At 60.9% G+C, this 22,653-nt stretch carries 22 protein-coding genes; 21 read left to right on the forward strand and 1 reads right to left on the reverse strand.

What is annotated here, in order from left to right; genetic code table 11:
• Window positions 1-110 precede the first annotated feature (110 nt).
• The 9 genes from mraZ (at window position 111) to ACR3E7_RS02195 (ending at window position 9,793) form a co-directional block, all read left to right on the forward strand.
• Window positions 111-614, forward strand: a complete 504-nt coding sequence (gene mraZ / locus ACR3E7_RS02155) for a division/cell wall cluster transcriptional repressor MraZ (protein WP_170769201.1) — start codon at window positions 111-113, stop codon at window positions 612-614.
• Between the two features lie 4 nt (window positions 615-618).
• Window positions 619-1,611, forward strand: a complete 993-nt coding sequence (gene rsmH / locus ACR3E7_RS02160) for a 16S rRNA (cytosine(1402)-N(4))-methyltransferase RsmH (RefSeq protein WP_480503171.1) — start codon at window positions 619-621, stop codon at window positions 1,609-1,611.
• Window positions 1,608-1,976 (forward strand): cell division protein FtsL, encoded by a 369-nt coding sequence (gene ftsL / locus ACR3E7_RS02165; protein ID WP_170769203.1) that lies wholly within the window; start codon window positions 1,608-1,610, stop codon window positions 1,974-1,976. Before rsmH ends, ftsL begins: the two co-directional genes overlap by 4 nt.
• Window positions 1,973-3,760: a peptidoglycan D,D-transpeptidase FtsI family protein gene (locus ACR3E7_RS02170; protein WP_480503169.1), complete on the forward strand. Its 1,788-nt coding sequence runs from the start codon at window positions 1,973-1,975 to the stop codon at window positions 3,758-3,760. Before ftsL ends, ACR3E7_RS02170 begins: the two co-directional genes overlap by 4 nt.
• A gap of 22 nt (window positions 3,761-3,782) precedes the next feature.
• Complete coding sequence (locus ACR3E7_RS02175) at window positions 3,783-5,264, forward strand: UDP-N-acetylmuramoyl-L-alanyl-D-glutamate--2,6-diaminopimelate ligase (RefSeq protein ID WP_480503168.1); 1,482 nt, start codon at window positions 3,783-3,785, stop codon at window positions 5,262-5,264.
• The gene (locus tag ACR3E7_RS02180; protein ID WP_480503167.1) at window positions 5,261-6,655 is read left to right on the forward strand and encodes a UDP-N-acetylmuramoyl-tripeptide--D-alanyl-D-alanine ligase; all 1,395 of its coding nucleotides are present in this window, start codon (window positions 5,261-5,263) and stop codon (window positions 6,653-6,655) included. Before ACR3E7_RS02175 ends, ACR3E7_RS02180 begins: the two co-directional genes overlap by 4 nt.
• Before the next feature lie 24 nt (window positions 6,656-6,679).
• A complete protein-coding gene (mraY, locus tag ACR3E7_RS02185) occupies window positions 6,680-7,762 on the forward strand; it encodes a phospho-N-acetylmuramoyl-pentapeptide-transferase (protein ID WP_480503166.1) in 1,083 nt (360 codons plus the stop codon).
• Window positions 7,763-7,912: 150 nt separating this feature from the next.
• Window positions 7,913-9,313: a UDP-N-acetylmuramoyl-L-alanine--D-glutamate ligase gene (gene murD / locus ACR3E7_RS02190; protein ID WP_480503165.1), complete on the forward strand. Its 1,401-nt coding sequence runs from the start codon at window positions 7,913-7,915 to the stop codon at window positions 9,311-9,313.
• A 105-nt stretch (window positions 9,314-9,418) separates the two neighbouring features.
• Window positions 9,419-9,793 (forward strand): glycine zipper family protein, encoded by a 375-nt coding sequence (locus tag ACR3E7_RS02195; RefSeq protein ID WP_170769209.1) that lies wholly within the window; start codon window positions 9,419-9,421, stop codon window positions 9,791-9,793.
• Window positions 9,794-9,816: 23 nt separating this feature from the next.
• Here ACR3E7_RS02195 and ACR3E7_RS02200 read toward each other — a convergent pair whose 3' ends face one another.
• Complete coding sequence (locus ACR3E7_RS02200; RefSeq protein WP_170788326.1) at window positions 9,817-10,995, reverse strand: BaiN/RdsA family NAD(P)/FAD-dependent oxidoreductase; 1,179 nt, start codon at window positions 10,993-10,995, stop codon at window positions 9,817-9,819.
• A 137-nt stretch (window positions 10,996-11,132) separates the two neighbouring features.
• Here ACR3E7_RS02200 and ACR3E7_RS02205 point away from each other — a divergent pair, with 137 nt between their 5' ends.
• The 12 genes from ACR3E7_RS02205 to ftsZ all read left to right on the forward strand — a co-directional run bounded on the left by ACR3E7_RS02205 (window position 11,133) and on the right by ftsZ (window position 22,556).
• Window positions 11,133-11,489: a cupin domain-containing protein gene (locus ACR3E7_RS02205; RefSeq protein WP_170784119.1), complete on the forward strand. Its 357-nt coding sequence runs from the start codon at window positions 11,133-11,135 to the stop codon at window positions 11,487-11,489.
• A 155-nt stretch (window positions 11,490-11,644) separates the two neighbouring features.
• Entirely contained in the window at window positions 11,645-12,808 is a 1,164-nt protein-coding gene (ftsW, locus tag ACR3E7_RS02210) for a putative lipid II flippase FtsW (protein ID WP_170788327.1), read from the forward strand.
• Window positions 12,808-13,899: a UDP-N-acetylglucosamine--N-acetylmuramyl-(pentapeptide) pyrophosphoryl-undecaprenol N-acetylglucosamine transferase gene (locus ACR3E7_RS02215; protein WP_480503164.1), complete on the forward strand. Its 1,092-nt coding sequence runs from the start codon at window positions 12,808-12,810 to the stop codon at window positions 13,897-13,899. Before ftsW ends, ACR3E7_RS02215 begins: the two co-directional genes overlap by 1 nt.
• Window positions 13,896-15,305 (forward strand): UDP-N-acetylmuramate--L-alanine ligase, encoded by a 1,410-nt coding sequence (gene murC / locus ACR3E7_RS02220; RefSeq protein ID WP_480503163.1) that lies wholly within the window; start codon window positions 13,896-13,898, stop codon window positions 15,303-15,305. Before ACR3E7_RS02215 ends, murC begins: the two co-directional genes overlap by 4 nt.
• 72 nt (window positions 15,306-15,377) lie before the next feature.
• Complete coding sequence (locus ACR3E7_RS02225; protein ID WP_170769215.1) at window positions 15,378-15,626, forward strand: DUF2484 family protein; 249 nt, start codon at window positions 15,378-15,380, stop codon at window positions 15,624-15,626.
• Window positions 15,623-15,877, forward strand: coding sequence for a DUF2484 family protein (locus tag ACR3E7_RS02230; RefSeq protein ID WP_480503162.1), 255 nt, complete (start codon window positions 15,623-15,625; stop codon window positions 15,875-15,877). The genes ACR3E7_RS02225 and ACR3E7_RS02230 overlap by 4 nt, the downstream gene beginning before the upstream one ends.
• Window positions 15,878-15,922: 45 nt before the next feature.
• Window positions 15,923-16,849 carry a UDP-N-acetylmuramate dehydrogenase gene (gene murB / locus ACR3E7_RS02235; protein ID WP_170788330.1) on the forward strand — a complete coding sequence of 309 codons (927 nt, stop codon included), beginning with the start codon at window positions 15,923-15,925 and terminating at the stop codon, window positions 16,847-16,849.
• 102 nt (window positions 16,850-16,951) lie between these two features.
• Window positions 16,952-17,875: a D-alanine--D-alanine ligase gene (locus ACR3E7_RS02240; RefSeq protein WP_480503161.1), complete on the forward strand. Its 924-nt coding sequence runs from the start codon at window positions 16,952-16,954 to the stop codon at window positions 17,873-17,875.
• Entirely contained in the window at window positions 17,863-18,864 is a 1,002-nt protein-coding gene (locus tag ACR3E7_RS02245) for a cell division protein FtsQ/DivIB (RefSeq protein WP_480503160.1), read from the forward strand. Before ACR3E7_RS02240 ends, ACR3E7_RS02245 begins: the two co-directional genes overlap by 13 nt.
• An 8-nt stretch (window positions 18,865-18,872) precedes the next feature.
• Complete coding sequence (gene ftsA, locus ACR3E7_RS02250) at window positions 18,873-20,207, forward strand: cell division protein FtsA (RefSeq protein ID WP_170769828.1); 1,335 nt, start codon at window positions 18,873-18,875, stop codon at window positions 20,205-20,207.
• The gene (locus tag ACR3E7_RS02255) at window positions 20,194-20,607 is read left to right on the forward strand and encodes a hypothetical protein (protein ID WP_331252066.1); all 414 of its coding nucleotides are present in this window, start codon (window positions 20,194-20,196) and stop codon (window positions 20,605-20,607) included. The genes ftsA and ACR3E7_RS02255 overlap by 14 nt, the downstream gene beginning before the upstream one ends.
• A 350-nt stretch (window positions 20,608-20,957) precedes the next feature.
• A complete protein-coding gene (ftsZ, locus tag ACR3E7_RS02260) occupies window positions 20,958-22,556 on the forward strand; it encodes a cell division protein FtsZ (RefSeq protein WP_480503158.1) in 1,599 nt (532 codons plus the stop codon).
• Window positions 22,557-22,653 lie beyond the last annotated feature (97 nt).

Here is a 22,653-nt window from a genome sequence, read left to right on the forward strand (position 1 = left end):
CTCAGCGGGCCAATGCGGCGGGTTGATCAGTGGCAGCAGATCAACCCGCCGTTTTTCATCCGGGGGGGACGCGAAGTTCAAGTGGGGCGCAAGCGAAAGGGACAGTCGTCTTGGCGCGCAGGTTTAGAGGTGAAAGCCACCACAAGGTGGATACGAAAGGCAGGGTCTCGATCCCGGCCTCGTTTCGCCGCGTGCTTGAATCCTCTGATCCGAACTGGCAGCCCGGTGACACACCTGAACTGGTGATCGTCTACGGCGACCATCGCCGCAAATTTCTGGAATGCTATACAATGCAGGCGATCGACGAGGTCGATGCCAAGATCGACGCTTTGCCGCGCGGGTCGATGCAGCGGAAGATGTTGCAGCGCATGTTCCACGGGCAGTCCTTTCCAACAACCGTGGATGAAACCGGACGTCTGGTGCTGCCGGCCAAGCTGCGCAGCAAAATCGGTCTCGAGGGCGAGGCCTTCTTTATCGCCGCGGGCGATACATTCCAAATCTGGAAGCCGGAAACATACGAATCCGAGGAACTCGCCGCCGCCGAAGAGTGGTTGGATGATCAGCCGGACGATTTCGATCCGCTGGAATTCCTAGACGGCGCCGGGGACGCGTAACGGCATGGCCGGCGCTACTCCCTCGTCCGAGAAGCCTCATATCCCTGTTCTGTTGCGCCCATTGCTGGCGGCTGTGGCTCCTGTTTCGGGCGTCTGGCTGGATGGGACGTTCGGTGCGGGTGGCTATACGCGCGGTCTGCTGGACGCCGGGGCTGACAAGGTCATCGGCGTTGATCGTGATTCGCTGGCCTTTGAGATGGCAGCCGAATGGGCGGGCGACTATGGTGACCGGCTGGTGATGCAGGCCGGTGTATTCTCGCGCATGGACGAATATGCGCAGGATCTGGATGGCGTCGTGCTGGATTTGGGCGTGTCTTCCATGCAGTTGGATATGGCCGAGCGGGGCTTTTCCTTCATGAAGGACGGCCCTCTGGACATGCGGATGAGCCAGGAGGGCGAAAGCGCTGCAGATCTGGTCAATACCGCAACCGAAGCGCAACTGGCCGATATTCTGTTCCATTATGGCGAAGAACGCGCCAGCCGCCGCATTGCCAAGGCCATTGTCAAGGCGCGTACGGAGGAGGCGATCACGACGACCCTTCGTTTGGCCGAGATCATCGAATCCTGCCTGCCGCGCCCCAAACCGGGGCAGTCGCACCCGGCGACCCGCAGCTTTCAGGGGCTGCGGATCGCGGTGAATGCAGAATATGAGGAACTGTTTCAAGGCCTCATGGCTGCCGAGCGGGCGTTAAAGCCCGGCGGGCAACTGGCCGTGGTGACGTTTCACTCCATCGAAGATCGCATGGTCAAACGGTTCTTTCAGTCGCGGGCGGGTAAAACCGGGCGCGCCAACCGCTATGCGCCCGAGATGGAACAGGAGCTGCCGCAATTCACGCTGAAAACGCGCAAGGCGGTGGGGCCGGACGAGCAGGAATTGCAAGAAAATCCGCGCGCGCGCTCGGCCAAGCTGCGCGTGGCGGTACGGACTGAGGCTCCGGCGGGGGAAATTGAAGCCCGCGCCATTGGGATGCCGCAACTTGGGGGAAAGGCAAAATGAAAAGCATATTGTATGTATTGACCGCACTTTCGGTTTTTGGGCTGGCCTTGTGGGCATATCAGGAAAATTACCGCACCCAGCAGGTGGTGAAGGAAACGCAGAAATTGCAGCGTGAAATCGGTATGGCGCAGGTACGTCTGGCGGTGTTGAACGCCGAATGGGCCTATCTAAACCGTCCGGACCGCCTTCGCGAACTGGCTGACTTGAACTTTGAGCGCTTGGGCCTGTTGCCCTTGCGTGCCGAGCAGTTTGGGCGCGCCGACCAGGTTTCCTACGCCGAAGACCCGGACTTGCCGGGTGTTGATCCTTTTGAGTTGGAAGCGATCACCAATATTCAGGCGCTGGGCGAGGTGCAGATTCCATGACACGTACGCCCCTCCGTCCTCTGGCCCGTATTCTCGACGCCCGCGCCAAGGGTGAGAACCCCAAAGCCATCGAACGCGAGAATATCCGCCAGCGTCACGAAGACATGAAAGACCGCGCCCGTGCGCGGGCCGAAGGGCGCCTTTTGGTGCTGGGTCTGTTCTTTTTCTGCGCCTTTTCGGTCGTTGGTTTTCGCATGGGGATGCTCGCCACCTCCGAGGCGCAGGAACCGCTGGCCAGTGCCCCCGGTGCTGCAATTGCTATGCAGCGCGCCAATATCGTTGACCGTGAAGGGCGCATTCTGGCGACCAATCTGGACACCTATTCTGTCTATGCCCAGCCGCCTTTGATGATTGACCCGGTGGCGGCTGCGGACCAGTTAGTGGCGATTTTTCCTGATCTGGAAAAAGAACGCCTGATCAAGGACTTCACAGGCGACCGTAAATTCCTGTGGATTAAGAAACGGATCTCGCCCGAGCAGAAACAGGCTGTGCATGACATCGGCGATCCTGGTATCCTGTTCGGCCCGCGTGAGATGCGGCTTTATCCAAACGGTAAGCTGGCCGCGCATATTCTGGGTGGCTCGGGCTTTGGGCGCGAAGGCGTAAGCGCCGCCGAGGTGATCGGTGTGGCTGGTGTCGAGAAACAATTCGACGACTATCTGCGCAACCCTGCCAATGGCAACAAGCCGCTGCAACTGTCGCTGGACCTGACGGTACAGGCGGCGGTCGAACAGGTTCTGTATGGCGGCATGAAGATCATGAACGCCAAGGGCGCGTCCGCCGTTCTGATGAACGCTCATACGGGCGAGGTCGTCTCAGCTGCATCGCTACCGTCTTTTGATCCCAATGACCGACCGCGCCCGCCGACCTCGGGGTTCGATCCTTCGGACAGTCCGCTGTTCAACCGCTATGTGCAGGGCGTGTACGAACTGGGCTCGGTCTTCAAGATTTTCACGGCGGCTCAGGCGGTGCAGCTTGGCTTGGTGAATTCCAACACGATCATCGACACGTCCGGACCAATGCGGATCGGGCGGTTCCCGATTGGCGAGTTCAACGGCAAGAACTATGGGGAGATCAGCGTTGCGGATGTGATCGTCCACAGCTCGAACCGGGGCACGGGACGGCTGGCTTTGCAGATCGGCGCGCAGCGGCAGCAACAGTTCCTCAAGGCGCTGGGCATGTTCGAGCCCACCCCGTTTGAGATTGTCGAGGCCGCAGGTGGCGAACCGCTGAAACCCAAGAAATGGGGCGAACTTAGCACTGTGACCATTTCCTATGGCCACGGGTTGTCGACGAGCCCGATGCATCTGGCGGCGGGTTATGCGGCAATTGCCAATGGCGGGCACTATGTCAGCCCGACGATCTTGCGGCGCAATGGGCCTCAGTACGGTCCGCGCATTATGTCTGACAGTGCGGCGCGCCAGGCGCAGCAGATGTTGCGCAAGGTGGTCACAGATGGCACCGCCAGCTTTGGCGATGTGGCTGGTTATGACGTTGCGGGTAAGACAGGCACCGCCGATAAGCCCAAACCGCGCGGTGGGTACTACGATGACAAAGTGATCTCGACCTTTGCGACGATCTTTCCAGCTTATGATCCGAAATACGTGCTGATCGTCACGCTGGATGAACCTTCAATCGTGGCATACGGCGAGAAGCGCCGTACGGCAGGGTGGACAGCCGTTCCGGTTGCTGCGGAACTGATCGGACGTGTCGCCCCCTTGCTGGGCCTTCGTCCCCGGCTTGAGCCTGAGGCGCGCGCTGCTATAACGCTCACCTCAAATTAGACCGTCCGGCAAAGGGTAGGGCATGGGCACAAGAACAAAAACACTCAGCCAACTGGCCCTGACCGCACGCGGAGGCGCGAATCCCGAAATCACCGGTCTGGCCGTAGACAGCCGCGAGGTGCAGGAGGGCTTTCTGTTCGCTGCCTTGCCGGGCACGCGGGTCCATGGCGGAGAGTTCATCCAATACGCCCTGCGCATGGGCGCGGCAGCGATCCTGACGGATGCCGAAGGGGCCGAGATTGCAGCCGATGAACTGGCCCCATCAGATGCGGCTTTGGTTGTGGTTGAAGACCCGCGCCAGGCGCTGGCTGGATGTGCGGCGCTGTGGTTCGGCGCGCAGCCGCAGACCATTGTGGCCGTAACTGGAACCAATGGGAAAACCTCGGTCGCCACATTCGTGCGCCAAATCTGGATGGAACTGGGCCACGCCGCCGTCAACTTGGGCACCACCGGGGTCGAGGGCGCATGGACCGCCCCGCTAGCCCATACCACGCCCGAGCCGATCACCCTGCATCGCTGTCTAGCTGAGGCGGCCGCAAATGGCGTGACCCACGCCGCGATGGAGGCGTCCTCGCACGGGTTAGAACAGCGCCGTCTGGACGGAGTGCATCTAGTGGCTGCAGGGTTCTCGAACTTCACGCAGGACCATCTGGACTATCACGAAACGTTCGAGGCGTATTTCGCCGCCAAGGCTGGTCTCTTCGACCGGGTGCTGCCGCAAGACGGCACAGTCGTGATCAATATGAGTGACCCCAAGGGGGCCGAAGTTCGCAAGATCGCCAAGGCGCGCGGACAGGAGGTTCTGACCGTTGGGCTGGGCAATGCAGATCTGTGCCTGATGAACCAGCGTTTTGACGCGACCGGGCAGGATTTGCGGTTCTCATGGCAAGGCAAAGTGTTCCAAACTCGCTTGAACCTGATCGGAGGGTTCCAGGCTGAAAATATCCTGCTGGCCTGTGGTCTGGTGATCGCGGGCGGCGAGGACCCTGAGCGCGTTTTTGAAACTTTGCCGCATCTGACAACCGTGCGGGGCCGGATGCAACTTGCGGCGACACGCCACAATGGAGCGGCGGTGTTCGTCGACTATGCCCATACGCCTGACGCTGTGGCCACTGCGCTCAAGGCATTGCGCCCGCATGTGATGGGGCGGTTGATTGCCATCGTTGGCGCAGGCGGCGATCGCGATGCGACCAAGCGGCCTTTGATGGGGCAAGCGGCCGCAAACCATGCCGACGTGGTTTTTGTCACCGATGACAACCCCCGCAGCGAGGATCCGGCCACCGTACGCGCCGCCGTTTTGTTGGGCGCGCCTGAGGCGGCTGAGGTGGGCGACCGGGCCGAGGCAATTTTGCGCGGCGTAGACGCGTTGCAACCGGGGGATGCTTTGTTGATTGCGGGCAAAGGGCATGAAACCGGCCAGATTGTCGGCGATCAGGTTCTGCCCTTTGACGATGTGGAACAGGCCAGCATCAGCGTGGCCGCGCTGGACGGGAGGGTGGCATGACGCTCTGGACTGCGGCTGAGGCCGCTGATGCTACAGACGGGCGCGTCACCTGTGACTGGTCTGTGAACGGCGTGTCGATTGACACCCGAACCTTGCAACCCGGCGACCTGTTCGTGGCGCTAAAGGCGGCACGGGACGGGCATGACTTCGTGGCTCAGGCGTTGGAAAAGGGGGCAGGGGCGGCTTTGGTGTCCCGCATCCCCGATGGCGTGGCCGAGGATGCGCCGTTGCTGATCGTCGACGATGTACAGGCCGGGTTGGAGGCGTTGGGCCGGGCAGGCCGCGCACGCACCGATGCGCGCGTGGTGGGTGTGACGGGCAGTGTGGGCAAGACTTCGACCAAGGAAATGCTGGCCAATATTTTGGAAACGCAGGGCAAAACCCACGCCAGCGTCGCCAGCTACAACAACCATTGGGGCGTGCCGCTGACCTTGGCGCGGATGCCGCGCGACACCGAATTTGCAGTGATTGAGATCGGCATGAACCATCCCGGAGAGATTGCGCCTCTGGCCCAACAGGCCCGCCCGCATGTGGCGCTGGTGACGACCGTAGCGGCCGTGCATCTTGAAGCGTTCGACTCGGTGGCCGGTATCGCTCGTGAAAAAGCTGCGATCTTCGAAGGGCTGGAACCCGGTGGGGCGGCCATCGTGAATGCTGATATTGAACATGCGGGTATCTTGCGTGAGACAGCGCAAAGCTGTGGTGCCGGCATTGTGGAATTTGGGCGCGCGGCGGCAGACTACACTCTGAAGGATGTTGAGCAGAGCGCAGACTCCGTTCACGCGACGGCTCAGGTGGGCGGTGACGCCGTCCGTTTCGACGTGCAATCGGCGGGCACGCATTTTGCGATGAATGCCCTGGGTGCTCTGGCGGCCTGCGTCGAGATGGGGGTCGATCTGGACAAGGCGATTGCCGGTCTGCGCCGCTGGTCCCCAGTCAAAGGCCGTGGCGTGCGCGAGCAAATCGCGTTGGCTGGTGGTGGTCAGATTGAGCTGCTGGACGACAGCTACAACGCCAACCCGACCTCGATGGCAGCGGCGTTGGACGTTTTGGCAGCCGCCGAAGGTTCCCGCCGCATCGCGTTTCTGGGTGACATGAAAGAGCTGGGTGCGCAGGAATTGCCAATGCACGCGGCTATGGCAGATGTTGCGGCGATGGCCAAGGTCGATCAAGTGCATTGCATTGGTCCGCTGATGAAATCGTTGCACGACGCGCTGCCCGACGACAAGCGCGGGCTTTGGACGGAAACAAGCGCCGAGATGGCCAACAAGCTGCCTGACCTGATCCGGTCGGGGGATGTAGTTCTGGCCAAGGGCTCGCTGAGTATGGCATTGGCACGGATTGTTGACGGGCTGCGTGAAATGGGGCAAGGGAGCGCGCTTGAGCCATGATCGCCGCATCAGAAAGGTACTAGGATGCTCTATTGGTTGACCGGCCTATCGGATGGCGGGGATTTCTTTAACCTCTTTCGCTATATCACCTTCCGTGCGGGTGGTGCCTTTATGACAGCGCTGATCTTTGGGTTTATCTTCGGCAAACCGCTGATCAATGTGCTGCGGCGCAAGCAGGGCAAGGGTCAGCCGATCCGGGACGACGGCCCCGAGGGGCATTTTTCCAAGGCGGGTACGCCGACGATGGGGGGCTTGCTGATCGTGGGTGCTCTGGTCACGTCGACGCTGGTCTGGGCGCGGTGGGACAACCCCTATGTTTGGATGGTTTTGTTCGTGACTTTGGCATATGCGGTGATTGGCTTTGCGGATGATTACGCCAAGGTCTCCAAACAGAACACCAAGGGCGTATCAGGGAAGATGCGCTTGGCTTTGGGCGTGTTGATTGCAGTGCTGGCCTCGGTCTGGGCAACGCTGCACCACCCAGAGGCGTTACAGAACCAATTGGCGGTGCCGGTGTTCAAGGATACGCTGGTTAATCTGGGTATTTTCTATATCCCGTTTGCGATTGTTGTGATCGTGGGGGCTGCGAATGCGGTGAACCTAACCGACGGGCTGGACGGGTTGGCGATTATGCCTGCGATGATTGCAGCCTCGACTTTGGGTGTGATTGCCTATGCGGTTGGGCGGGTCGACTTTACCGAATATCTGGACGTGCATTATGTGCCGGGGACTGGCGAGATTTTTATCTTTACCTCGGCGCTCTTCGGCGCGGGACTTGGGTTCCTGTGGTACAATGCACCCCCGGCGGCGGTGTTCATGGGCGACACGGGGTCGTTGGCCTTGGGCGGTGCTTTGGGGGCGATAGCAGTGGCCACGAAGCACGAACTGGTGCTGGCTGTTGTTGGCGGCCTGTTCGTGGTCGAGGCGCTGAGTGTTATCATTCAGGTGCTGTATTTCAAACGGACTGGGCGACGGGTGTTCCTGATGGCGCCGATCCATCATCACTATGAGAAAAAAGGCTGGGCTGAGCCGACGATTGTGATCCGGTTCTGGATCATCTCGCTGATCCTGGCGATGATCGGGTTGGCGACGCTGAAGGTCCGGTAACGCTCCCGCCTGGTTCGGAGGGCCTGCGGCCCGCCTGCCACCAGTTGGGCCCGGCTCGCGCTGACGCGCGAGCCTTTTGCGTCTCTTGCCAATGCTGGTTTCTTCTGCGCAGTGTGGCGGCGCATTTGGCGGCAGAAGAAGGTGGGCGGCATGATCCCGGTCAAAGGGTGTTCAGGACAAAAAATTGCAGTTCTGGGGCTAGGGCGATCCGGGTTGGCGACCGCGCGGGCCCTGCTGGCCGGCAAGGCTGAACCGATCTGTTGGGATGACAACCCAGCAGCCCGAGAAAAGGCCGAAGCCGAGGGGTTCACTTGCGCTGATCTGCGGCGGCAAGGTGCGTTTGACGATATCGTGAGCCTGATCGTTTCCCCCGGCATTCCGCATCTCTACCCTGAGCCGAACCCGGTTGTTGCGGCGGCATTGGAGGCCGGAGTGCCGGTGGACAATGATATCGGTCTGTTTTTTCGGTCTTTCGCCGGGCCGGAGTGGAACAATTACGACATCCCTCCGCGGGTCATAGCGGTCACCGGGTCGAACGGTAAATCAACGACCGCCGCGCTGATCCATCATATTCTGACTGCGGCCGGGCGAGAAACGCAACTGGCGGGCAATATCGGGCGCGGTGTGCTGGATATCGAGCCGGGGGACGATGGCTCGGTCGTCGTGCTGGAACTGTCGAGCTATCAGACCGAACTGGCGCGTGCGCTGACGCCGGATGTGGCGGTTTTTACCAACCTGTCGCCCGATCATCTTGATCGGCATGGCGGGATGGGCGGCTATTTCGCGGCCAAGCGCCGCCTGTTCGCCGAAGGCGGGCCCGACCGCGCGGTGATCGGAGTGGATGAGAAAGAAGGTGCGTTTCTGGCAGGCCAACTGGCCGAGGGGCCCGCGGATGACCGGGTCATGCGGATTTCGGTCACGCGCAAGCTGACGGGGCCGGGGTGGCAGGTTTTTGCGCGCAAGGGGTTTCTTTCGGAATACCGCAAAGGCCGCCAAACCGGCGCGATTGACCTGCGTGAGATCAAGGGTCTGCCGGGTGCCCATAACCATCAAAACGCCTGTGCCGCCTATGCAGCGTGCCGCGCGTTGGGGCTGGCCCCGCGCGTGATCGAAGATGCGCTACACAGCTATCCGGGCTTGCCGCATCGTAGTCAGATCATCGCCGAAGCGAATGGTGTGACCTATGTGAACGACTCGAAGGCCACCAATGTGGACAGTGCGCTCAAGGCGTTGCGCGCGTTCAAGAAGATTCGCTGGATTTGCGGCGGGCTTGAGAAGGAGGGCGGGCTCGATGCCCTGAACGGCGCGAAAGACCATGTTGTCAAAGCCTACGTCATCGGGCGTGAGGCTGCTGGTTTTGCCATGCAGCTTGAGACTGTGGCGCAGGTTTGCACCACCATGGGCGCAGCCGTGGCGCAGGCCTTCGCCGATGCCCAACCGGGTGAGACGGTCTTGTTGGCCCCGGCGGCGGCCAGCTTCGACCAATATGACAATTTTGAACAACGAGGCGACGACTTCACGGCAGAGGTGCAGAAGCGGCTGGCGGACTAAGGATTTGCAATAGACCGCCGGTTGCGCCAAGCTGCGGTGCCATCTGCTTGACGCACCAGCATTTTTGGTTTTGCGTGCCACCAAATTCAATGTGAGGTTAAGATTATGTCCTACCGTAAAGTCTCTTTGATCCTGCCCGCTCTGCTTGTTGCGGGGGCCTGCACCAATGTGGGGGCCAATTACCAGCCCGTGGTCGATGGGCCTGTGGGTCCGAACTACAACGCGGATCTGGCCCAATGTCAGGCGTTGGCCCGGTCTCAGCCAGTAGTGGATGGTAACACGGCAGGGGCTGCGGCGATCGGTGCGGCGGGTGTCGCTGGCACCAAGGCTATCATCGACGACAGCGCCAGTGATCTTGGCCGCGCGGCAGTTGCTGGTGCCATTGTCGGTGCAGGGGCTAGTGCGATCAGCAATACTCAGAACCAGGAAGTCATCGTGCGCAACTGCATGCGTGGACGCGGGTACAACGTCGTCGGCTAGGGCCGCGCCATGGGATGTGTTGGCTAACGCGCCGCAATGGCGGTTCCGGCAGCATGGCCCGAGGACCACGCCCACTGGAAGTTATAGCCGCCCAGCCACCCCGTGACATCCACTGCTTCACCAATCGCATAGAGGCCGGGGACATCCCTGGCCTCCATCGTTTTGGACGACAGATCATCAGTGTCGATCCCGCCCAAAGTGACCTCGGCGGTGCGATAGCCTTCGGTGCCTGAGGGGGTCAATTGCCAGTCGGACAGAGCTGCTGATAGATCGGTCAGGGCGACGTCGGATTGATCGGCCAGATTTCCATTCATCGGAAGGTGGTGTTTCAGGTACTCCACCAATCGCGCGGGCAGGTGGCGTGCCAGTTCGGTGGTCAGGGCCTTGCGCCCTCCGACCTGACGCTGATCGCGTAGCAGGTCGAACAGGGGCAAGCCCGGGATCAGGTTGACGCAGATCGCCTCGCCTTCACGCCAATAGGACGACAGTTGCAGCACTGACGGTCCGCTGAGGCCACGATGGGTGAACAACAACGCCTCATCAAAGCTGGTGCGCACGTTCGACAGGCGCGCAGGTACGGACACGCCTGACAGCTCTTTGAACCGGCCATCCGAGAAGGTGAAGGGCACCAGCGCCGCGCGGGTATCCGTGACCCGCAGGCCGAATTGTCGCGCGATGTCATAGGCCAGCCCGGTCGCGCCCATCTTGGGGATGGACTTGCCACCGGTAGCCAGCACCAGATTGCGGCAGGTCAGGTCGTGACGCTGGCCTTCCCGCTCGACCTCCAACGCGAACCCAGCTTCGGTCTTGCGCAGATCGCGAAGACTAGTTTGCACCCACAGCTCGGCCCCGGCGCGCGCCATCTCATCCAGCAACATCTGGATGATCTGCTTCGACGAGCCGTCGCAAAACAACTGCCCCAGCGTTTTCTCGTGCCATGCGATGCCATGGCGACCAACCAGATCAACGAAATCCCACTGCGTGTACCGTGCCAGCGCGGATTTGCAGAAATGAGGGTTCTGCGACAGGAAATTGCCCGGCCCCGCATGCATATTGGTGAAATTGCATCGCCCACCGCCCGAGATGCGGATCTTCTCACCCGGCGCTTTGGCGTGGTCGATCACCAGAACCCGCCCGCCACAATTGGCCGCGCACATCATGCCAGCAGCACCGGCACCCAGGATGATCGTGTCATAGCTCATGCGCGGGGGATGGCTTGGATCAGGGCGAAAGACAAGGCCCCATACGCTGTGTTGATCCGTGCAGGCTTGCAAATCGCCTGCGAGTTCTCGAATGATATGGGATATTTCCCTGTCACCGCACACCCGATGGAACCGAAATGAACCCGATCAACCTGCAAGAAAAGCTGGCGCAATTCTCAACACATTGGGACCCGCATGTCGTCGCCGACTACAACCAGAATGACGTCATGGTGGTGAAATTTCAGGGCGAGTTTCCGTTCCACAAACATGACACCACCGATGATTTCTTTCTGGTGCTCGAGGGTGAGATGATCATGGATATCGAAGGCCAGCCCTCGCAAACCGTGCGGGCCGGAGAGATCTTTGTGGTTCCCACAGGTGTCGTGCACCGTCCGCGTGCAGAGCGCGAGGTCAAGGTGCTGCTGATCGAACCGAAGGGAGAGCCGAATTCGGGCGATTCCGACCAGCCCGCGGCACCCAAGCCAAGGCTGTGACACTGGTCGTTTTGCCGATCTGCTGGCGTCTCCGCGCTAAGCGGAGATTTTCCTATCTTTCCCTTATTTCCCTAGCCCAAACGGCAAAACCGCTGTAGAGTCTCAATCAGACCCCGAAAACGGGGCGTGAACGAGGCAGAGAGTGGCGGTATCTCATGACTGAGATGGTGTATGGCGCGGTCCAGGACACGCGCGGCGAACCGATTCTACCAAAGTGGTGGCGCACGATTGATCGCTGGACCATGTCCTGCGTTTTGATCCTGTTTGTCATTGGCTTGTTGCTGGGGCTGGCTTCATCGCCGCCGCTGGCTGGGCGCAACGGGTTCGATCCGTTCCACTATGTCGAACGGCAGGCGCTCTTTGGCGGGTTGGCGCTGGTGGCGATGCTGTTGACCTCGATGATGTCGCCCACACTGGTGCGACGTTTGGCGGTACTGGGTTTTCTGGGCGCGTTTGTGGCGCTGGCTTTCCTGCCGGTCTTCGGGACCGATTTCGGCAAGGGCGCGGTGCGCTGGTATTCGCTGGGATTTGCCTCGTTGCAACCTTCTGAGTTTCTGAAGCCCGGCTTCATCGTTGTCGCCGCGTGGCTGCTTGCGGCTTCGCAAGAGATTAACGGCCCTCCGGGGCGATTGTGGTCCTTTGCGCTCTGTATGGCGATTGTGGCTATGCTGGTGCTGCAACCGGATTTCGGGCAGGCCTGCCTTATCCTGTTTGGCTGGGGCGTGATGTATTTCGTCGCCGGTGCGCCGATGCTGTTGCTGGTCGGCATGGCGGGGGCCGTCGTGTTGGGCGGCATGTTCGCCTATTCGAATTCCGAACACTTTGCCCGCCGCATTGACGGTTTCCTGAACCAAGAGGTCGATCCGACCACGCAGCTTGGCTATGCCACCAACGCGATCCGCGAAGGCGGTCTGTTCGGCGTTGGCGTGGGGGAGGGGCAGGTGAAGTGGTCCTTGCCCGATGCGCATACCGATTTCATCATCGCTGTCGCGGCCGAGGAGTATGGGCTGATCCTGGTGCTGATCATCATCGCGCTTTATTCGCTGATCGTCGTGCGCTCGCTGCTGCGGTTGATGCGCGAGCGTGACATGTTCATCCGTCTGGCAGGCACCGGTCTGGCCTGCATGTTCGGCGTTCAGGCGATGATCAACATGGGCGTGGCGGTGCGCTTGTTGCCCGCCAAGGGCATGACGCTGCCGTTCGTCAGCTATGGCGGCTCGTCCCTGATTGCGGGCGGCATCGCCGTGGGCATGTTGCTGGCCTTCACCCGAACCCGCCCGCAGGGTGAGCTGGGTGACATTCTACGCGGTCGCGGCTGATGCCTTATCTTCTGATCGCGGCAGGCGGCACCGGGGGGCACATGTTCCCCGCGCAGGCGCTGGCCGAGGCGATGCTGCAGAAAGGCTGGCGCGTGCGCCTGTCCACTGATGCGCGCGGTGCGCGCTATACCGGCGGCTTTCCGCATTCGACCGAGATTGTTGAGGCGACTTCGGCCACTTTCGCGCGTGGCGGGCTGGCGGCCAAGGCGCTGGTCGGGCCAAAGATCGCGGGCGGCGTGACCAGCATGGCGATGCAAATGATGCGCGACCGCCCGGACGTGGTGGTTGGCTTCGGTGGCTATCCTTCGATCCCGGCGCTGGGGGCCGCGATGCTGCTGAACATTCCGCGCATGATCCATGAGCAGAACGGCGTGTTGGGTCGGGTGAACCAGCTGTTTGCCAAGCGCGTGGCGCAGGTGGCCTGCGGGGTCTGGCCCACGGATTTGCCCGACGGCGCAAAGGGCGTCCATACCGGCAACCCGGTGCGCGGCGCGGTGCTGGAACGTGCCGCGGCAGGCTATATCCCGCCCGGAGACTACCCGATGTCAGTTCTGGTGATGGGTGGCAGCCAGGGTGCGCGTATCCTCAGTGATGTGGTGCCCGGCGCGCTTGCGGCGCTGCCGGAAGACTTGCGTGCCTATATCCGCGTGGCGCATCAGGCCCGCGACGAAGACGGCGAACGCGTCACCGCGTTTTACGCCGACCACGGCATCCGGGCCGAGGTTCTGCCCTTTTTCGATGATGTACCTCGGCGCATGTCCGATGCGCAGCTGGTGATCAGCCGCTCGGGCGCGTCCAGTGTGGCCGATATCTCGGTCATCGGGAGACCCTCGATCCTTGTCCCCTTTGCCGCCGCTGCGGGCGACCATCAAACCGCCAATGCGCGCGGGCTGGTGCAGGCTGGTGGCGCGATCATGATCCCCGAAAACCTGCTTGACGTTGCCGCGCTGACCGAGCAAATCACCGCCGTTCTGACAAACCCCGAGGCCGCACAAAAGATGGCCCGTGCCGCCCTATCGACCGGAGCCCCGGACGCGACCGAGCGTCTGGTTCACCTTGTCGAAGAGCTGGCGCAGAAGGAGACCCCATGAACCCAGCCACCAAACTGCCGCAAGACGTAGGGCCGATCCACTTCGTTGGCATCGGCGGAATTGGGATGTCGGGCATTGCCGAGGTGCTGCTGAATCTGGGCTACCGGGTGCAAGGCTCGGACCTGAAAGCTTCCAAGATCACCGACCGTCTGGCCGGTTTGGGGGCCGAGATTTTCGTGGGCCAGCGCGCCGAAAACCTTGAAAACGCAGCCGTCGTTGTGGTCTCCACCGCGATCAAGCCGGGTAACCCTGAATTGGACGGCGCCCGCGCGCAGGGCCTGCCGGTGGTGCGCCGCGCCGATATGCTGGCCGAGTTGATGCGCCTGAAATCCAACATCGCCATCGCCGGAACTCATGGCAAGACCACCACGACCACCATGATGGCTGAGCTTATGGTGGCGGGCGATTTCGACCCCACCGTGATCAATGGCGGCATCATCCATGCCTACGGGTCCAACGCGCGGATGGGACAGGGTGAATGGATGGTGGTCGAGGCCGACGAATCCGACGGCTCGTTCAACCGCCTGCCTGCGACTATTGCCATCGTCACCAATATCGACCCCGAGCATATGGAGCATTGGGGTGATTTCGACCGGCTGCGGGACGGCTTTTACGAGTTCGTCTCGAACCTGCCCTTCTATGGTCTGGCTGTGTGCTGCACCGACCACGCCGAGGTGCAGACGCTGGTGGGCCGCATCAGCGACCGCCGGGTGCGCACCTATGGGTTCAACGCGCAGGCCGATGTGCGGGCCGTGAACCTGACCTATAAGGGCGGCGTCGCGCATTTTGATATCCAACTTCAATACGAAGACACGGTGATCGAGGGCTGCACACTGCCTATGCCCGGCGACCACAATGTCTCGAACGCTTTGTCCGCTGTGGCTGTGACCCGCCATCTGGGCATGAAAACCGCTGAAATCCGCGATGCGCTGGCCAATTTCGGTGGCGTCAATCGCCGCTTTACCAAGGTCGGCGAGGTCGATGGTGTTACCATCATCGACGACTATGGCCACCACCCGGTTGAGATTGCCGCCGTGCTGAAAGCCGCACGCCAAGCCAGTGATGGGCGTGTGATCGCCGTTCACCAACCGCACCGCTATTCGCGCCTGTCGAACCTGTTCGAGGATTTCTGCACCTGTTTCAACGACGCCGACGTGGTCGCAATCGCTGATATTTTCGCTGCGGGTGAAGACCCGATCGAGGGTGCATCCCGCGATGATCTGGTGCAGGGCCTGATCCGCCACGGTCACCGCCACGCCCGTGCTCTGCTGGATGAAAACGATCTGGAACGTTTGGTCCGCGAACAAGCCCGCCCCGGTGACATGGTCGTTTGCCTCGGGGCCGGGACAATCAGCGCCTGGGCCAACGGTTTGCCGGACCGTTTGCAACGTAAACAAGCTGTGTGACGCAGGGAACCAACTCGACGCTCGACTGATTTGAGCGTTTGCAGCCGCGAAACAACGTCCTCGGAGGGGCGCATGGTAAATTCAGTGGTGTTTGCGGGACTTTGGGTGATTGCCTCGACCATCGTGGCGATGTTGCCGTTGCGCCTGCAGTTTCCGCCGGGTGTTGTGCTGTTCGTCAGTGCCCCTGCGCTGATCGTCTGGTTGGGCCATGATTTCGGCTGGTTCGTTTCAGTGCTGGCCTTCGCGGGGTTTGCATCCATGTTCCGTAGACCGATCCGCCACTACTGGCACCGTTGGACCGGGCAGGAGGTTCAGGAATGAATTGGTCAATCGCTCTGGCTGCGTTGTGGGGAATCGCCGCGAATGTGCTGGCGATGATCCCCAGCAAAGACAACCACTGGACCCGCGCCTATGTCCTGATTGCGGTGGGGATTCCGATATTGGGCTATGTCACCTTGCAGAACGGCCCGTGGATCGGACTGTTGGTGCTGGCGATGGCTATGTCGGTGCTGCGTTGGCCGGTGATTTATCTGGGGCGCTGGATACGTCGGATGCTCGGTTCGGCTCAGTGACAGATACGGCTTGCGCGGAGGAAGTAAATCCGCGAAGGAACCCGAATGACATCTCTTCCAGAACCCCGTGGCAAGCTGACCCAGAACCGAGCGTTGAACGACCTGACATGGCTTCGTGTCGGCGGTCCAGCAGATTACTTGTTCCAACCTGCGGATATCGACGATCTGAAAGGGTTTCTGCGCGACCTGCCCGCAGATTTCGACGTGTTCCCCATGGGTGTTGGGTCAAACTTGATCGTCCGGGATGGCGGCTTGCGCGCCGTGGTGATCCGGCTAGGGCGCGGGTTCAACGGGATCGAGATCGCAGGTAACACCGTTACAGCAGGTGCCGCGGCGCTGGATGCGCATGTGGCGCGCAAAGCGGCAGATGCGGGGGTGGACCTCACGTTTTTGCGGACCATTCCGGGCTCGGTCGGTGGGGCGGTGCGGATGAACGCGGGCTGCTATGGCAGCTACACGGCGGATGTGCTGCGCAGAGCCACCATTGTCACGCGCCAGGGCGAGGTCGTGGACCTGACGCCGCAGGACCTGAACTTCCGCTATCGCCAGTCGGATTTGCCCGATGGGGCGGTGCTGATTTCGGCCACGTTCGAGGGACCCGCGGGTGATCCACAAGCGCTGCATGACCGGATGGCGGCGCAATTGCAAAAACGCGATGAGACCCAACCCACAAAAGACCGCAGCGCAGGTTCGACCTTTCGCAACCCAGCTGGGTTTTCCTCGACCGGACGGGCGGATGACGTGCATGATCTGAAGGCGTGGAAAGTGATCGACGATGCCGGAATGCGCGGGGCCACCAAAGGTGGCGCACAGATGAGCGAGAAGCACTCCAATTTCCTGATCAACGCTGGCGGTGCCACTGCCGCTGACCTTGAAGGTCTGGGCGAAGAGGTGCGAAAAAAGGTTTACGAAACAAGCGGCATCACGCTAGAGTGGGAAATCATGCGGGTCGGAGATCCGTTGAAAGAATAAAGCCCCAACCGTCAGACCAAAACACGCAAATTCAGGCGACGGATCAAAGGCATAAACGCAGTACGGACCACCACATAAGGTCCGGGGACATTGAGGCGCTAAGTGGGTAAGTCGAGCAGGACACACCCCAAAGTGGCGGTATTGATGGGCGGCCCCTCGGCGGAACGCGAGGTGTCTCTCAGCAGCGGGCGCGAATGCGCAGCCGCCCTAAGGGGAGAAGGCTTTGAAGTGGTCGAACTGGACGCGGGTCCCGACCTTTCTGCGCGCCTGTCGGAAATCAAGCCAGATGTGGTTTTCAACGCGCTGCATGGGCGCTGGGGCGAAGACGGCTGTGTGCAGGGCTTGTTGGAATGGATGCGCCTTCCGTACACGCATTCCGGGGTGCTGGCCTCGGCCTTGGCGATGGACAAACAACGCAGCAAAGAGATCTACCAGACCGAAGGTTTGCCGATCGTTCCCAGCGTGATCCTACCCAAGCAACAGGTCGCGGCATCCCACGCGATGGAGCCGCCCTATGTGGCCAAACCGAACAACGAAGGTTCCAGCGTTGGGATCTATATTGTCTCGGAAGGTGCGAATTGCCCGCCTCGTCTGTCCGACGACATGCCAGATCATGTGATGGTCGAGAAATACATCGCAGGGCGCGAGTTGACTGTTACCGTGATGGGTGACCGCGCCTTGACCGTGACCGAGATCATGACCGATGGCGGCTGGTATGACTATGACGCCAAGTACAAGCCCGGCGGCTCGTGGCATGTGCTGCCTGCCGACATCCCGCAGGACATCTTTGACCGCTGCATGGACTATGCACTGAAGGCTCATAATGCCTTGGGGTGTCGGGGTGTCAGCCGCACCGACTACCGCTGGGATGACAGCATGGGTGCGGACGGTCTGTTCCTGCTGGAAACCAACACCCAGCCGGGCATGACACCGACTTCGCTGGTGCCCGAACAGGCCGAGCATTGCGGTATGAGTTTCGGACAGCTTTGCGCCTGGATGGTGGAGGACGCCTCATGCGACCGCTAAGAGCCACCCGCGCCCCCGTTATTCGTCGGACCACGCAGCCGTCTGGCCCTGATGCTGATTTTGCATCGGGTGAACAGCACGATACGCAGCCCAAGCTGCGGCTGGGCGGGGTTAAGCTGTTTGGCCGTAAATCGCAGAGGTTCGATCCGGCCCCATCGCGGCTGAGTTACCGGATACAACGTTGGATGCTGACACCGGGTATTCGGCGCGGGTTGAAGTACGGCCTGCCGGTGTTTGCAATCTGCGCGGCCACTACGCTCTATTTTAGTGCTGAAGATCGGCGTGAGGCCGTTGTGGCCTATGTCAACGACATCAAGACCTCGATCCAGCAACGACCGGAATTCATGGTCAATCTTATGGCGATCGACGGGGCGGGCACCAACCTGTCCGAAGATATCCGCGAGGTCGTGCCGCTGGATTTTCCGATCAGTTCCTGGGACCTGGATGCCGAACAGATCCGCGACACGATTACCGGGCTTGATCCGGTTAAATCCGCCACCGTTCGGATCCGCCCCGGCGGTATCTTGCAGGTGGATGTGGTCGAGCGTCAGCCCGTCGTGGTTTGGCGCACCCGCAGCGGGACCGAGTTGCTGGACGAAACCGGCGCACATGTGGAACGAATCGCCTCGCGCAAGGATCATGCGCATCTGCCACTAATTGCAGGTAAAGGCGCGGATGGGCATGTCGACGAGGCACTGCAACTTCTGACAACCGCCCGCAGCCTTGGTGCGCGTGTGCGCGGGTTGGTACGCATAGGCGAGCGCCGCTGGGATTTGGTTCTGGATCGCGGCCAGCGCATCATGTTGCCCACCGAACGTCCCGTGCGTGCGCTGGAGCATGTGTTGGCGGTGAACGAAGTGCAGGACCTGTTGGAACGTGACGTGGCCGTTGTGGACATGCGCCTCGGCCAGCGTCCGACGATACGAATGACCAAAGCCGCCAGCGACGACTGGTGGGGTACTAAAACCGATGTGAGTAGCAGGCAGTAACGACCATGATGACCGATCTTTATCAGTCCCAACGGGCCATGCGGCAGATGCGCAGGCAGGCAATGCAGCGCGGTGTCGTGGCCATTCTGGATGTTGGCAGCTCGAAGATTTCCTGCCTTGTGCTGCGGTTCGACGGTGCTGGTCGTCTGCATGAAGATAGCGGGATCGGGTCACTGGCCGGCCAGACCGGGTTCCGGGTGATCGGCGCGGCGACGACTCGGTCGCGTGGGGTGCAATTCGGTGAAGTCACCGCGATGCAGGAAACCGAACGGGCCATTCGAACCGCCCTGCAAGCGGCGCAGAAAATGGCCGAAATTCGTGTCGATCATGTGATCGCCTGTTTCTCTGGCGCGAACCCTCGGTCCTACGGTCTGGATGCGCAGGTCGATCTGGAAGGGCAGGTGGTCAGCGAGGCCGAGGTCGGTCGGGTGCTGAACGCCTGCGATGTCCCTGACTATGGTGCCGGCCGCGAAGTGTTGCACGCGCAGCCTGTGAATTTTGCCTTGGACAACCGCTCGGGTTTGATTGATCCGCGTGGCCAGATGGGGCAGTCGCTGGCCGTCGATATGCATATGCTGACCGTGGATGCGGTTGCGATCCAGAACATCGTGCGCTGCATAAAGCGGTGTGACTTGGAACTGGCAGGGATCGCGAACTCGGCCTATGTGTCGGGGATTTCTGCGCTGGTCGAGGATGAGCAAGAGCTGGGCGCGGCCTGTATCGACATGGGCGGCGGCACGACCAGCGTGTCCATCTTCATGAAAAAGCACATGATTTTCGCCGATTGCGTGCGCATGGGTGGGGATCACGTGACCAGCGATATCTCGATGGGTCTTGGCGTACCTGCGAATGTGGCCGAACGGATCAAGACCTTCAACGGCGGCGTTCACGCGACCGGGGCAGATGACCGCGACCTGATCGACATCGGTGGCGATACCGGCGATTGGGAACATGACCGCCGCACCGTCAGCCGGGCCGAGTTGATCGGCATCATGCGTCCCCGAGTCGAAGAAATCCTCGAGGAAGTCCGCATTCGTCTAGACGCCGCTGGGTTCGACCATCTGCCCAGCCAACAGATCGTTCTGACCGGTGGCGGTAGTCAGATCATGGGGCTGGATGGGCTGGCAACTCGGATCCTGGGCCAGCGCGTGCGTTTGGGCCGCCCATTGCGCGTACATGGTTTGCCGCAATCGGCGACGGGGCCAGGATTCTCATCCGTGGTGGGGCTCAGCCTGTTTGCGGCGCATCCGCAGGATGAATGGTGGGATTTCGAGATTCCCGTCGATACCTATGCCGCACGCCCGTTCAAACGCGCCGTGCGCTGGTTCCGTGACAATTGGTAAACTCCTGATCGCGGCGCTGGTTGCCGCGATTCCGGCGTCTGTCCGCGCGCAGACCCTGATAACGCCCGAGGCGTTTCTGGATGCAGTGCAAGGCAAGACGGTCCGATTCCATCTTCTGCCCGGCGGTGGCCTGGTCGGCACCGAAGAGTTCCTGAGTCCGAGTCTCTCAGTCTGGCGGATGGAGGGTAGAGGTTGTGTCTACGGTCAGATTACCACCCCTGATGGTAAGGTTTGTTTCCTATATGACGACGATCCTGATGGCCTCCCCGTGTGTTGGTGGCCGTTTGTCTACAATGATCGTCTGATGGTGCGTTTGGCGGAAATTACGAACGGTGAAATTCAAGAGGTGCGTAGCATCTCGGACGACAGTCTGAATTGTCCAAGTACTCCTATTGGTTGAAGAATTCCCTTGCGGAGAGGCGTCGAATCCAGCAAGATATCCACAAGGCCCGTCAGAGGCCCTATGCGAGGACCCGAGCAGGTTTCCGCACCCTAAAAAAACGATTCAATCGCAGTCCGCGCAACCGCCTGCGGCCCTCGTGCAGGGGTATGTTTTGTGCTGGATTGAGTTCATTCCGCAACATCTGGCAAACAATACGAAATACCGGCGGGCAATGCCTTAATTCCTCCATATTTTGTGGAGTCTGACGATTTTTGGCGTGACCTTTGCGGTTTCGGTCGGTAGGATTGCTTAAGGATAGGTAAGAAAAACACCGCGTTGGCGGAGCATATAAACAGGCGGACAGAAGCATGACATTGAATCTTTCGATGCCCGGGCACGATGAACTGAAGCCTCGGATTACGGTATTTGGCGTAGGCGGCGCAGGTGGTAACGCCGTCAATAATATGATTGAAAAAGAGTTGGATGGCGTGGATTTCGTCGTCGCCAACACTGATGCGCAAGCATTGCAGCAAAGCCATTCCTCGGCGCGCGTGCAGCTTGGCGTGAAAGTCACCGAAGGTCTGGGAGCAGGGGCGCGCCCGACCGTTGGCGCAGCTGCCGCCGAAGAGAGCATCGAGCAGATCGTCGATCATCTGGCAGGCGCCCATATGTGCTTCATCACTGCCGGTATGGGAGGTGGCACCGGTACGGGTGCGGCTCCGATCATAGCGCAGGCCGCGCGTGAGCTGGGCGTTCTGACGGTGGGTGTTGTGACCAAACCCTTCCAGTTCGAAGGGGCCAAGCGGATGCGTCAGGCCGAAGACGGTGTTGAAGCGCTGCAAAAGGTTGTCGACACGCTGATCATTATCCCGAACCAGAACCTGTTCCGTCTGGCGAATGAAAAGACAACATTCACCGAGGCATTCTCGATGGCCGATGACGTTCTGTATCAGGGCGTTAAAGGCGTAACCGACCTGATGGTGCGTCCGGGCTTGATCAACCTCGATTTTGCCGATGTGCGCGCCGTGATGGACGAGATGGGCAAGGCAATGATGGGCACTGGCGAGGCCACTGGCGAAGATCGCGCGGTTCAAGCCGCCGAGAAGGCGATTGCCAACCCGCTGCTGGACGAGATCAGCCTCAGGGGTGCCAAAGGCGTGCTGATCAACATCACCGGCTCGCACGACCTGACCCTGTTCGAACTGGACGAAGCCGCCAACCGCATCCGCGAGGAAGTGGACCCCGAGGCCAACATCATCGTCGGCTCGACACTGGATACCGCAATGGAAGGTGGCATGCGCGTGTCGGTCGTGGCCACTGGCATCGACGCCACTGAGAAATCCGAGGACGTGCCGGTTGCGCGCCGTTCGATGTCGGCTCCGCTGACCCGCACGGTTTCAGCAGAAGAAGAAGCGGCTGAAGAAGAAGCCCCGGCAGCGGTTGCCGAACCGATTGAGGCCGAGCCCGTGCGTGAACCGTCGCTGTTCGAGGCGACAGAGGAGCCATCCGAGCCCCGTTTCCAACCTCAGGCTGAACAGGACGATGATGACCTGCCGCCTCCGGCTTATCAGCCACGTGTCGCCGAATTCGAGCCGACGCCCGAGCCGGTTGAGCCTGCTCCGGAAAGCTATGCGCCGCAGCCTCAGCCTGCAGCAGGCACTCCGTCGCCCGAAGCATTGCAGCGTCTGCAAGCCGCTGTACAGAACGTCCCAACGGGGGATCGCAGCCATATGGCATCGCGTCCGCAGCCCGCTCCAGCGCCGCAATCCGAGGTGGATCGCCCGCGGTTTGGCTTCAACCGTCTGATCGACCGGATGACCGGTCATGCGGCGGATACACCGGCCCAACCGCAGCGTCAGCAGCCCGTGATGCGCCAGTCTGACGCCACGGCTCCGGCCCATGATCAGGCCGATCCCGAGCAGGAACGGATCGAAATTCCGGCCTTCTTGCGCCGTCAAGCCAACTGACCGCGGTAACAAAATACGTAAAAAGGGTCGTCTAGTGGCGGCCCTTTTTCATTTCAAAACAACGGCATGCCCTGATGTAAGCAGGGTTTTGCCGATC

It is taken from the genome of Ruegeria sp. BK1 (genome assembly GCF_056535645.1).